Source organism: Ensifer sp. EB106-03-01-XG145, from assembly GCF_058792075.1.
Genome location: NZ_JBYTEC010000006.1, coordinates 21075 through 33625 on the forward strand (window position 1 = coordinate 21075; position 12551 = coordinate 33625).

The window sequence follows — 12551 nt, forward strand, 5'->3', positions numbered from 1 at the left end:
AAGGATCTCTTTTGATTCAAAGGCGAACGATCGGGAGAACGGCATGGCAATGTCACGAATGCTGCTGCCGCTCCTGTTCGCCGCGGGCCTTGGCGGTCCCGCAAACGCCGGCGACATCGGCCGGCTTTATCAGAGCGACGCGATCGTCACCGGCACCGGCGAGATCAACCGGCAGATCGGCTTTCGCGAATGCCTCGGTGAAGTTTTGGTCAAACTGTCGGGCGATCCGACGATCCTCGACGCGCCCGGCTTCGCCGCGCTCGAGGCCGAGGCCGGCAGCTTCGTCTCGTCCTTTTCCTACCGCGACCGGCTTGAAGGTATCCCGATCCACGACGAACAGGGCACTCACGATCGGCCGCACGATCTCACCTGCCGCTACGCGCCGCCGACGATTGACCCGCTGCTTGCAAAGCTCGGTCGAAAGCCATGGCTTGCGCCCCGCCCGGTGATCGCCGTACTGCTGGCGGTCGAGGATCAGAGGCGCCGTTTCGTGCTGGCGCGCGACGGCGACGAAAGCCCCTATATGGCCGACTCGCTCCGCGCGGCCGCGACACCGCTGGCGCTCTCGGTCACCCTGCCGGACAGGGCGACCGTCGCCGGTGGAAAGCTGGACTTTGCCACGATATCGCAAGCGAGCCTGGAGAGCTTCGCCAGGCTCGCAATGCCGAGCGAGGGGGACGTGACGCTTGCGGGCACACTGGTCTGGTCCGATCAAGCGCGCGGCTGGAACGTCAATTGGCGGATGCTGTCCGCCGGTAAAAGCTATGAATGGCAGATCAGCGGCGTCAGCTTCGACGACGCTTTCCGCAATGCGCTACGCGGAGCGGCCCGCATCCTCTCCCGAAACGGGTCGCCCTGAGCAGATCCAGTGTCGCGGCCCGTTCGGCCTATCCGAGCGAGGCAATCAGTTCGCGATAGGCGGCCTCTGGAAATGCCTTGAGCGTGGTCGAGCGCACATTGCCGGCCATGCCGAGCGTGAGGGCGAAGCGTGCGGCGATCGCGTCATCGGGTGCCTCGACGACGGCCACCATGTCGTAGTCGCCCATGGTCAGAAAGAAATGCTTGAAGGAGCCGCCCATCTCGCCGAGCACTTGCCTTGCCGCGTCGAGCCGTTTCGGAGACTCGCGCACATTCTTGACGCCCTGCTCGGTCCAGTTGAGGAGCATGACATAAGTGGTCATCCTACACCTCCACGGGGGCACGCTTCACGCCCGCGGTGCGATTGCTTCCGCGTCTTAGACGGGGTGCCCCAGATTGCTGCGAAAGCGCGACTATACTCCTGGGCGCAGAGCCTCACAATAAATCGCTTGGGTGAGGCAGAAACGAAAAAGCCGGGCGATCGGCCCGGCTTTCTCGGTTTTCTGTGAGGCGTGCGGCTTAGCTGTCCAGGAACGAGCGCAGCTTGCGGATTGCTTAGCTGTCCAGGAAGCTTCTCAGCTTCCTGGAGCGGCTCGGATGCTTGAGCTTCCGGAGCGCCTTCGCTTCGATCTGGCGGATACGTTCGCGGGTGACCGAGAACTGCTGGCCGACTTCTTCGAGCGTGTGGTCGGTGTTCATGCCGATGCCAAAGCGCATGCGCAGCACGCGCTCTTCGCGCGGCGTCAGCGAAGCGAGAACGCGGGTGGTCGTCTCGCGCAAGTTCGCCTGGATGGCAGCGTCGATCGGCAGCAGCGCGTTCTTGTCCTCGATGAAGTCGCCGAGGTGCGAATCTTCTTCGTCACCGACAGGCGTTTCGAGCGAGATCGGCTCCTTGGCGATCTTCAGGACCTTGCGCACCTTTTCGAGCGGCATGGCGAGCTTTTCGGCCAGCTCTTCCGGCGTCGGCTCGCGGCCGATCTCGTGCAGCATCTGGCGCGAGGTACGGACGATCTTGTTGATCGTCTCGATCATGTGCACCGGAATACGGATCGTGCGGGCCTGGTCGGCGATCGACCGGGTGATCGCCTGACGGATCCACCAGGTGGCGTAGGTCGAGAACTTGTAACCGCGGCGGTACTCGAACTTGTCGACCGCCTTCATCAGGCCGATATTGCCTTCCTGGATCAGATCGAGGAACTGCAGGCCGCGGTTGGTGTATTTCTTGGCGATGGAGATGACGAGGCGCAGGTTCGCTTCGACCATCTCCTTCTTGGCGATGCGCGCTTCGCGCTCGCCCTTCTGCACCATGGAGACGATGCGGCGGAACTCGGCGATCGAGATACCGGTTTCGGTGGCGAGATTCTGGATCTCCTGGCGAATGTCGCGGATCGTCTGGTTTTCGCTCTTGGCGAATTCCTTCCAGCCCTTGCCGGCCAGGTTGCTGATCGACTTCATCCAGTTCGGGTCGAGTTCGGCGCCCGAATACTGTTCGAGGAACGAGTCGCGCTTGACGCCGTAGGATTCGGCAAGCCGCAGCAGGCGGCCTTCGTTCTGCATCAGCCGCTTGGAAATGTCGTAGAGCTGCTCGACCAGGCTGTCGACGCGGTTCTGGTTGAGCGACAGCGACTTGACCGCCTTGATCAGCTCGTCCTTGAGCTCCTTGTAGCGGCGCTCCTGAGCGGGCGAAAGCGTGCCGGTCGCAGCAAGGCGGGCTTCCACCTGCTGGTCCTGCAGCTTGCGCAGCTTCTTGTAGGTCTCGGCGATGATGTCGAGGGTTTCCATGACCTGCGGGCGCAGTTCCGCTTCCATGGCGGCGAGCGAGAGGTTCGACTCGTCGTCGTCTTCCTCTTCCTCCTCGGTCGGCATGACATCGCCGCCGACATTGGTGATGTCGTCGTCGTTGGCGGCCGTGCGCACCTTGCGGGTCTTTTCCTTCTCCTCGGCAGCCTTGCGGTCAGCCTCGATCTTTTCCGGGCTCTGGAACTGCGGAGCAGCCTTGGCCTCAGGACCGGAATAGGTGGTTTCGAGATCGATGATCTCGCGCAGCAGCGTCTGGCCTTCGTTCAGTTCGTCGCGCCAGATGATCAGCGCCTGGAACGTCAGCGGGCTCTCACAGAGACCGGCGATCATCGTCTCGCGGCCAGCCTCGATGCGCTTGGCAATCGCGATTTCGCCTTCGCGGGACAGGAGTTCGACCGAGCCCATCTCGCGCAGATACATGCGGACCGGATCGTCGGTACGATCGGTCGGTTCCTTCTTCTTGCTGGTCGCAAGCGCCGTGCCGCTGGAAGGGGCGAGTTCGCCGCCTTCGCTCTCGCCGTCGTCGTCGCTCGCCTCGTCGTCACCGCCGCCGGCAGCCTCTTCGGCTTCCTCGTCCTCGATCACGTTGATGCCCATGTCGGACAGCATCGCCATCGTGTCTTCGATCTGTTCGGAGGTGACTTCCTCGGACGGAAGGACGGAGTTGAGCTCGTCCATCGTCACGTAGCCGCGCTTCTTGGCGGCCTTGATCATCTTCTTGACAGCGTCGTCGGAAAGATCGAGAAGCGGACCGTCCGGAGCACCTTCGCGTTCTACGTCAGCTTCTTCGTTTTCTTTGACTTTGGTTGCCATTTAGTTCGTCGCTTTCCTTGTCGCAACCGGCGTGAGCCCGGTGCAAATGCCGCTCGAAGGTTCGGGCACGCCGCGTACCCGCCACCGAATCATTTCCCCTGACGTAACGGGATGATGTTTAATTCCTGTTTAACCACGAATGCGATCGTGGCAAAGCGGGCAAGCTTCGACAGTCCTGCCACTGAAACGCCTCTGGCATGATTCCCTAACCGCCGTGTCATTTCGCCATTTCTTATTCGGAAATGGTGATTCCCAGAATTTTCGATCCCGTCAAGCATTTCCGCTGAAAAACCGGCTGATTCGGCAAAAATCACCGTTCCTATCGCTTTTTGGGGTTTATCAGCTTCCGCTGAAGATGTAGGCGCTGCCTGCCAAAAGACAAGGGTGCCCCCGATTTAATCGGCAAGGTCCCGTTGTGCCATATCCGCATCGCAACCAGGGCTTCATCTTTTCCCTGCTCCTAAACCGAACGACCGTCGTATTTGACGATCCTGACCGCCTCCAGATCGAACTCCGGCAGGCAGCGCAGGTTGATCGCCGCCATCTTCCCATGCGGCCCATCACCTTCGCCGAAAGGGGCGATGCCACAGGTATCGCAAAAATGATGCTGGATGACATGATTGTTGAAGAGATAGGTCGAGAGGTCCGTTTCCGGCGTCTTCATCGTCAGCTTGTCTCGGGCCACAAAGGCGAGCAGCCCGCCGCGGCGGCGGCATAGCGAACAATTGCAATCGACCGCCTCGGCGAAGTCCCCTTCCACCTCGAAGGCGATCTTGCCGCAATGGCAGCTTCCCTCATAACGCATGCACCGATCTCCCCTTTTCCGCCAACAACCCCTTCGGTCTCCGGCCAAGATAGAGCGACGGCGCGTCCAAGCAAGCGGGTTTGCGAGTGGTGATATTCGCGCAAATCCATTCCCCGAGAAGCCCATTTCAGACGGAAATTCGCAAGATCATTCCGGTTTCTCGCTTGCGCCCGACCCGATCGCGGACGACCTTCGCCGCCGATCTCATGGAGGCTCAAATGCTCATCAAGGAAACCGACGCCATGCGCGTGCTATCGATCGCGCGGCGCCTCACCATTCCCGACGTCAAAAGGGAAAGCGCCGCGCTGGCGCCGAAGATCGAGGCGGAGATGGAACGCTCTCGCCTGGCACTCGCGGGGCCCTGGATCTTCATCGCGCAGAACCTGCCGAAAAATGCCAAGACCCTGTTCGACTGGCGCATCTGCCGCCCGGTCACCGGCGGTGAGGATTATCGCGGCGACCTTGACCTGATCGATCTGGAACCGATCATGGTGGCGTCCGCCCGGCATCAGGGGCCGATGCGCAGCCTTTTCACCCAGGGCTACGCGCCACTCGTTGAGCAGATCGAGATGAGCAGGCACAATTTCTCCGGCGAGAGCCGCGAAATCTATCATCGCTGGGCGGGCCAAGGCGCCCGCTACCACGAGATCGAGATCCAGTTCGGCCTCGCCAACTGAGCCGCCCCAGCGCTTTACCAGTCCATCACCACCTTGCCGGAATTGCCGGAGCGCATGGCCTCGAAGCCGTCGCGGAATTCGTCGATGGTGATGCGGTGGGTGATGACCGGGGCAAGATCGAGGCCGCCTTGCACGAAGGCGATCATCTTGTACCAGGTCTCGAACATCTCGCGGCCATAGATGCCCTTGAGGTTGAGCATCTTGAAGATCACCTTGTTCCAGTCGATCTCAAAGCCGGCCGGCGCAATGCCGAGGATAGCGATCTTGCCGCCATTGTTCATCTTGTCGATCATGTCGCGGAAGGCCGGTGCCGCCCCCGACATCTCCAGCCCGACATCAAAGCCCTCGGTCATGCCGATCGCCTTCATCACGTCGGCAAGGTTTTGCTTCGAGGCGTCGACGACGTAATCGATGCCGACGCTCTTGGCGAGCGCGAGGCGCGTCGGGTTGATGTCGGTGATCACCACCTTGCGGGCGCCCGAGCGCTTGGCAACCAGCGCGCCCATGATGCCGATCGGCCCGGCGCCGGTGACGAGCACGTCCTCGCCGACGAGATCGAAGGAAAGGGCGGTGTGCACGGCATTGCCGAACGGGTCGAAGATCGCCGCGACCTCGTCCGGCACGTCGTGCGGGATCGGCACGACGTTATATTCCGGCAGGCAGACGAACTCGCCGAAGGAACCCGGGCGGTTGACGCCGACGCCGAGCGTGTTGCGGCACAAATGCCCGCGGCCGGCGCGGCAATTGCGGCACTTGCCGCAGACGATATGGCCCTCGCCCGACACCCGTTCGCCGACATGGTACTTGGTGACGGCCGAGCCGACCTCGGCGATCTCGCCCATGAACTCATGGCCGACGACCATCGGCACCGGGATGGTCTTTTGGGCCCACTGGTCCCAGTTCCAGATGTGCACGTCGGTGCCGCAGATCGCCGATTTCTTCACCTTGATCAGCACGTCGTTGGGGCCGATCTCCGGCACCGGCACGCGCTCCATCCAGAGGCCTTCTTCCGGCTTCGATTTCACCAGCGCCTTCATCATGTTCGTCATCAGTCTCTCCCTCAGATCACGCCAAGCTCGCGGCCGACCGCTTCGAAGGCGGCGATCGCCCGGCGTACGTCGTTCTCGCTGTGGGCCGCCGACATCTGCGTGCGGATGCGCGCCTGCCCCTTCGGCACCACCGGGAAGGAGAAGCCGATGACATAGACGCCCTTCTGCAGCATGCGCGCCGCCATCTCCTGGGCGAGCGCCGCATCGCCGAGCATGACCGGGATGATCGGGTGCCCTTCGCCGGCGAGCGTGAAGCCGAGTTTCGACATCTCGGTGCGGAACAGGGTGGCATTGGCATAGAGCCGCTGCCGCAGTGCATCGCCGTTCTCGATCAGGTCGAAGACCGTGAGCGAGGCGGCGGCAATGACCGGCGCCAGCGTGTTGGAAAACAGATAGGGCCGCGAGCGCTGGCGCAGCCACTCGACGACCTCGGCCTTGGCCGAGGTGTAACCGCCCGAGGCACCACCGAGCGCCTTGCCGAGCGTGCCGGTGATGATGTCGATGCGGCCCTCGACGCCGCAATGTTCGGCCGAGCCGCGGCCATTTTTGCCGACGAAGCCGACCGCATGGCTGTCGTCGACCATGACCATGGCGCCGTATTTGTCGGCGAGATCGCAGACGCCCCCGAGATTGGCGATGATGCCGTCCATCGAGAACACGCCGTCGGTGGCGATCAGCTTGAAGCGACTGCCCTCCGCCTTCTTCAGTTCCTCCTCCAGCGCCGCCATGTCGTTGTTGGCGTAGCGGAAGCGCTTGGCCTTCGACAGCCGCACGCCGTCGATGATCGAGGCGTGGTTGAGCGCGTCGGAGATGATCGCGTCCTCTTCGCCCAGCAGCGTCTCGAACAGGCCGCCATTGGCGTCGAAGCAGGAGGAATAGAGGATGGTGTCTTCCAGGCCGAGGAACGACGAGATGCGCGCCTCGAGTTGCTTATGTTCCTCCTGCGTGCCGCAGATGAAGCGCACCGAGGCCATGCCGTAGCCGTAGCGGTCGAGCGCCTTCTTGCCGGCCTCGGCGAGTTCCGCGTTGTCGGCAAGGCCGAGATAGTTGTTGGCGCAGAAATTGAGCACGCGGTCGCCCGAGGCGACCTCGATCGCGCCCGCCTGCTTCGAGGTGATGACACGCTCCGACTTGTACAAACCGGCCGTCTTCAGGCCCTCGAGTTCAGAACGAAGATGGGACAGAAAGGCTGAAGTCATGGCGCTCTCGCTCACAGAAAACATCGCGTTCCTGACGAGTATCATGACGGCTTTCGACTTGCAGCAAATTCCAGCGCGCCGAGGAGGCCGGCGCAAAAACGACAGGGCATTTCACGGCGAGATGGCGTGAGGGATATATTGTGTCGCCGCAGGCGCGCTCACGGACATATTCCTTCGCCGCGTCAGCACCCGCCGTGCGCGAACTCACCCTTCCACATATCCATCAATCACCGCCAGGAACGCTTCACCGTAGCGCTCGCGTTTGCTTTCGCCGATGCCGGGGATGTCGAGCAGTTCGTCGAAGTCCCGCGGGCGCTCCTTGGCGAGCGCGATCAGGGTCGCGTCGGGGAAGACGACATAGGGCGGGACGTTCAGGTCCTTGGCGATAGAGAAACGCTCTGCGCGCAAAAGCTCGAACAATTCGAGGTCCGAACCGGCGAGATCGGCGCGCTCGCGCTGCGAACCCGATTTTGCGCCGCGCGCGGCCTTGCCCGAGGTCGGACGGTCCTTGCGGAAGAACACCTGGCGTTCGCGCTTGAAGACGGCGCGCGCGTCCGGCTCCAGCTTCATCGCCCCGAAGGCAGCATGATCGACGCTGATCAGCCCCGCCGCCAGCAACTGCCGAAACACCGATTGCCAGGTACGGGCAGGAAGATCCTTGCCGGCGCCGAAGACGGGCATATCGACATGACCGAAACGCTCGGTCTTTTCGTTGACCGTCCCCATCAGCACATCGACCACATGGCCGGTGCCGAAGCGCTCGCCGGTGCGATAAACGGCGGCAAGCGCCTTGATCGCCGCTTCCGTGCCGTCCCAGGTTTCGACCGGTTTCAGGCAGGTATCACAATGGCCGCAGCGCCCCGGATGGGCTTCGCCGAAATGCGCGAGGATCGCCTGGCGGCGGCAGCCGGCGGTCTCGCAGATCGCCAAGAGCGCGTTGAGCTTGCCGCGCTCGATGCGCTTGATGTCGTCCGCCGCCCCGCCCTCGTCGATCATCCGGCGGCGCTGCAGTACGTCGGCCATGCCATAGGCCATCCAGACCTCGGAGGGCTGGCCGTCGCGGCCGGCACGCCCGGTTTCCTGGTAATAGGCCGCCACCGATCCCGGCAGATCGAGATGGGCGACGTAGCGCACGTCGGGCTTGTCGATGCCCATGCCGAAGGCGACGGTCGCGACAAGGCAGAGGCTCTCTTCTTTCAGAAACGCGTCCTGATGCTTGTCTCTGAGCGTCCGGTCCATGCCCGCGTGATAGGGCAGCGCCCGGATCCCCTGCGCGTTCAGCCATTCGGCCGTATCCTCGACCTTCGCACGCGACAGGCAATAGACGATACCGGACGAACCCTTGAAGCGCGAAAGGAAGCGCAGCAATTGTTGGCGCGGCTGGTCGCGCTCGACGATTTCATAGGCGATGTTCGGCCGGTCGAAGCTGGTGGTGAAGACCTTGGCATTGGTCAGCGCCAGCCGCTCGACGATATCGTCGCGCGTGTGCGGATCGGCGGTGGCCGTGAGCGCGATGCGTGGCACGCCGGGATAACGCTCCGCCAAAAGCCCAAGCGCGCGGTACTCCGGGCGAAAATCATGGCCCCATTGCGAAACGCAATGCGCCTCGTCGATGGCAAAGAGCGCGATGCGGGCATCGCCGAGAAGATCTGCGAAGCCATCGGTGACGATCCGCTCCGGCGTCACATAGAGAAGGTCGAGCGTGCCGTCATAGATCTGTCGCCGCACGGCGATCGCCTCCTCGCGGGTCAGCGACGAGTTGAGGGCCGCGGCATTGACGCCGAGCTGCTTCAACGCCTCCACCTGGTCGCGCATCAGCGCAATCAAAGGCGAGACGACCACGCCGAGCCCAGGACGGCAGAGCGCCGGGATCTGGAAGCAGAGCGATTTTCCGGCGCCGGTCGGAAAAAGAACGACGGCATCGCCGCCACCGGTCACGTGCTCGACCACTTCCTGTTGTCTGCCGCGAAAGGCGGAATAGCCATAGACGCGCTTCAGCACATCAAGCGGCGCCGGGCCGGCGTCGTCGAAGAGATGGCTGGCAGCGCTTGCGCCGCGCTTCGCCCTTTCGACAAACTCCATCACGTCTCCTTCACGGGAATCACTGCCTGCAATCATCGCAAGATGTGACCGCAATGCCATAGCCGTCAGGGCAAATGAAGAGAACGCCGTGATAATCCCGCACCATCAGCAGGCTTTTCAAGGTCGGGGATTGAGCTTTTGCCAGCTTGACCTTGCCAACGCAGCAGTACTTTAGTGGCTCCCAAAAATCAGGAAGTCATCATGGCGAACATTTTAGCGGCGAGCGGCGGCGTCAAGCAGATCATCTGCATCAACTGGGGTACGAAGTACGGCGCTCCGTTCATCAACCGGCTTTATGCCATGGTGGCGCGCAACATCACCCCGCCCTTCACCTTCACCTGCTTCACCGACAACTTCGAAGGACTGCGTCCGGAAATTCTCTGCGAGGACCTGCCGCCGCTCAACATCGCGGACATGCCCACGAACACGCCGGGCATCTGGCAGAAGTCGCGGCTCTGGGGACCGAAGCTCGGCAATCTCCAGGGCCCGGTCCTCTTTCTCGACCTCGACATCGTCATCGTCGGATCGCTCGATTCCTTCTTCGAGGTCGGCGAACCCGACGACGTGATCCTCGCCAGAAATCAGACAACGCCCTTCGAGCGCCTCGGCCAGACCTCGCTGTTCCGCTTCCCGGTGGGCAAACTCGTGCCCCTGCAGCAGAAGTTTGGCGCCAATCCTCAGGCGATTGCCGACGAGTATCGCTTCGAGCAGCGTTTCGTCACGCGCAATGCGCCCGGTGGCGTGAAGCTCTTCCCAAGGCGCTGGGTCCTGCATTACCGGCAGGACTGCCATTGGACCTTCCCGCTCAACTATTTCTTCACACCGCGCCTGCCGGCCGATGCGCGTGTGGTGCTTTTCCCGCGCAGCCTGCTGCCGCAACATGCGATCGACGGACAATATGGCTATCGCGGACGCGTCGACACGCCGCTTGGACATATTCGCCGCCTGTTCAACGGCGACCGCCGCGAGAAGAACCCGTTCCGCTACCTGCGCCACTATATCCGCCCTGCTCCATGGGTGGCCGAACATTGGCGCGAATAGTCGGCGTTCTGTTAAGATCGGGCAGGATTTCAGCGTGGCAGCGTGAGTTTTTAGATTAACGCGCCGCCGGCCCCTTCACGCGACCGGAAAGCACCCCGAAACCCTCGATGATCGCCTCCTGGTTCTCAAGACGAGTCACTTCGAGCTGCACTTCCTGAAGCGTGCGCAGCAGTTGCGGCACCGCTTCGAGGTCGCCTTCCTCCGTCGCATGCGCAAGCTCACGCTCGAGTTCACGCCGCTGCCAGTGCAGCGCCTTGGACCGCTGGTGCAAAGCCAGAGCCTGCAGATAACCTTCGCGCGCATCCTCGGGGGCTGCAGCCGTCGTCGCGGTCCAGAGCCGCGCATAGCGGATCTGCTGGTCGATCGCGGCGAGCAGTGCGCCGAAGCCTTCCCCATCCAGTTGCTCGATCAGGCCTTCGCGCGTCAGGCGCGGCCCCTGCGCGGCAGCAGCATTCAGCACCGCCGCCCAGCAGCGCTGCAGGTCGCGATGGTCGAACTCGATCGTCGAGATTTCGTCATACTCGTCGAACAGCAGCTGCGGGTGGTTGACGATGGTGAACGCCAGCACGCTTTCGCGTAACTCTGGCGGCCTCGTTGAGCGGTCAGCTTTCAACAACTGATTAAGCTTCGAACTGGCAGCAGTCCCCGCCTCGACAATAGCGCCCTTCAACGCGTCCGCGGGCTGCATCGACCGTTTGCCCCCTACGCGGCCGCCGCCACGCTCGAATGGGCGACGCTCGCCCCCCCGCCCCGATCCCGACGATTGCAGGAAGGCGTTCAGCCGGTCGCGCATGTCCTGGCCGTAGTGGCGGCGCACGCTTTCGTCGGCGATGACGGAAGTGACCTGCTTCAGCCGCGCTTCGAGCTCGGCGCGTTTCTCAGGCGTGTCGAACGATCCACCCTGGATCTCGCGCTGCCAGACCATGTCGGCAAGGGATCGCGCATTGGCGAGCACCTTGTCGAAGGGCGCGCGACCCTCGTGGCGCACCAGATCGTCCGGATCCTTGCCGTCAGGCAGCATCGCGAAACGCACCGAGCGGCCAGGCTTCAGGTGCGGCAACGCCAGGTCGACGCCACGATTGGCGGCACGGATGCCGGCGCCATCGCCGTCGAAGCAGAGCACCGGCTGCGACGTCATCTTCCAGAGAAGGTCGAGCTGGTTTTCGGTCAATGCCGTGCCGAGCGGCGCAACCGCGTTCTCGACGCCCGCCTGGTGCAGCGCGATCACGTCCATGTAGCCTTCGACGGCGATGATCGTTCCGGCGGCATCGTCCGGCCCGGCGTCACCCAGGCGGGCGGCCCCTTGCGAGGCCCGGCGGGCGCGGGCGAAATTGTAGAGCACGTTGCCCTTGTGGAAGAGCTCGGTCTCGTTGGAGTTCAGATATTTCGCCGGCGCATCCGGAGACATCGCGCGACCGCCGAAGGCGATGACCTTTTCGCGTGACGACAGGATCGGAAACATGATGCGGTCGCGGAAACGGTCATAGGAAACCGGCACATCGGGCCCGTGCACGACGAGGCCACAGGCCTCGATCTGCTCCTTGCCGATGCCCTTGCCGGCCAGAAATTCCTTGAGCGCGTTGCGGCTGTCGGGCGCAAAGCCCAGGCGGAAGGTCTCGATCGTGCGGCCCGTCAGGCCGCGTTCGCGCAGATAGGCGCGCGCCTTGGCGCCGCCCGCGGTCTGGAGCTGATCCTCAAAAAACGCCGTCGCCAGCTCCATGACGTCGAGAAGGCTGGTGCGCTCCTTCTCGCGGCGTTCGGCCTGAGGATCGGGCTGCGGCATCGCAACACCCGCCATGTCGGCGATCTGCTGCACGGCTTCCGGGAAGCTCAAGCCTTCGAGATCGGTCAGGAAGCGAAAATGGTCGCCGGAAACGCCGCAGCCGAAACAATGGTACCGGCCCTTGCGATCCTCGCAGTGGAAGCTCGGCGACTTCTCCCCATGGAAGGGGCAGCAGGCCCAATAGTCGCCGCGCGAGACATTGGTCTTGCGCCGATCCCAGGTGACGCGTTTGGCGATCACGTCCGAAATCGGCACGCGATCGCGTATCTCGTCGAGAAAGGATGGTGAAAAGCGCATGAAAACCTCTGGTCGATCTTCCATATAGGCGGCAAGGCCGCTGGACGCCACAACAGTGATCCGGCTTGCCCGCTATTCACAGGACGGAAACGGGATTCACGCCCGCTTCCACAACCAAAAGACGCAATTGAGATCTTCCAATGACCA

The 12551-nt window shown here is 62.8% G+C and carries 11 protein-coding genes; 3 read left to right on the top strand and 8 right to left on the bottom strand.

From position 1 onward, the window contains the following. Positions 1-43: 43 nt before the first annotated feature. Positions 44-859 carry a DUF2066 domain-containing protein gene (locus AC3WWH_RS16230; protein WP_113398426.1) on the top strand — a complete coding sequence of 272 codons (816 nt, stop codon included), beginning with the start codon at positions 44-46 and terminating at the stop codon, positions 857-859. Positions 860-887: 28 nt separating this feature from the next. On the opposite strand, the gene AC3WWH_RS16235 is transcribed toward AC3WWH_RS16230, so the two are convergent. From AC3WWH_RS16235 to AC3WWH_RS16250, 4 genes are all read right to left on the bottom strand, one after another. After that, positions 888-1181 carry a GYD domain-containing protein gene (locus AC3WWH_RS16235; RefSeq protein WP_057253192.1) on the bottom strand — a complete coding sequence of 98 codons (294 nt, stop codon included), beginning with the start codon at positions 1179-1181 and terminating at the stop codon, positions 888-890. A 232-nt stretch (positions 1182-1413) separates the two neighbouring features. Next, positions 1414-3471 carry an RNA polymerase sigma factor RpoD gene (gene rpoD, locus AC3WWH_RS16240; protein ID WP_057253188.1) on the bottom strand — a complete coding sequence of 686 codons (2058 nt, stop codon included), beginning with the start codon at positions 3469-3471 and terminating at the stop codon, positions 1414-1416. A gap of 89 nt (positions 3472-3560) precedes the next feature. Continuing rightward, the gene (locus AC3WWH_RS16245) at positions 3561-3785 is read right to left on the bottom strand and encodes a hypothetical protein (protein ID WP_162261318.1); all 225 of its coding nucleotides are present in this window, start codon (positions 3783-3785) and stop codon (positions 3561-3563) included. A gap of 146 nt (positions 3786-3931) precedes the next feature. Continuing rightward, positions 3932-4276 carry a GFA family protein gene (locus tag AC3WWH_RS16250; RefSeq protein WP_058324739.1) on the bottom strand — a complete coding sequence of 115 codons (345 nt, stop codon included), beginning with the start codon at positions 4274-4276 and terminating at the stop codon, positions 3932-3934. A 218-nt stretch (positions 4277-4494) separates the two neighbouring features. On the opposite strand from AC3WWH_RS16250, the gene AC3WWH_RS16255 reads away from it, so the two are divergent. After that, positions 4495-4953, top strand: coding sequence for a GyrI-like domain-containing protein (locus tag AC3WWH_RS16255; RefSeq protein WP_058324758.1), 459 nt, complete (start codon positions 4495-4497; stop codon positions 4951-4953). Between the two features lie 14 nt (positions 4954-4967). Here AC3WWH_RS16255 and tdh read toward each other — a convergent pair whose 3' ends face one another. The 3 genes from tdh to recQ all read right to left on the bottom strand — a co-directional run bounded on the left by tdh (position 4968) and on the right by recQ (position 9283). Beyond that, positions 4968-6002: an L-threonine 3-dehydrogenase gene (tdh, locus tag AC3WWH_RS16260; protein ID WP_492377115.1), complete on the bottom strand. Its 1035-nt coding sequence runs from the start codon at positions 6000-6002 to the stop codon at positions 4968-4970. 11 nt (positions 6003-6013) lie between these two features. Continuing rightward, positions 6014-7201, bottom strand: a complete 1188-nt coding sequence (locus tag AC3WWH_RS16265; RefSeq protein ID WP_492377116.1) for a glycine C-acetyltransferase — start codon at positions 7199-7201, stop codon at positions 6014-6016. 204 nt (positions 7202-7405) lie between these two features. After that, positions 7406-9283: a DNA helicase RecQ gene (gene recQ, locus AC3WWH_RS16270; RefSeq protein ID WP_492377117.1), complete on the bottom strand. Its 1878-nt coding sequence runs from the start codon at positions 9281-9283 to the stop codon at positions 7406-7408. Between the two features lie 201 nt (positions 9284-9484). Between recQ and AC3WWH_RS16275 the strand changes: the two genes are divergently transcribed. Continuing rightward, positions 9485-10324, top strand: a complete 840-nt coding sequence (locus AC3WWH_RS16275) for a glycosyl transferase (protein WP_093233955.1) — start codon at positions 9485-9487, stop codon at positions 10322-10324. Positions 10325-10379: 55 nt separating this feature from the next. On the opposite strand, the gene dnaG is transcribed toward AC3WWH_RS16275, so the two are convergent. Then, a complete protein-coding gene (gene dnaG / locus AC3WWH_RS16280; RefSeq protein ID WP_057253182.1) occupies positions 10380-12404 on the bottom strand; it encodes a DNA primase in 2025 nt (674 codons plus the stop codon). Positions 12405-12551: the final 147 nt, after the last annotated feature.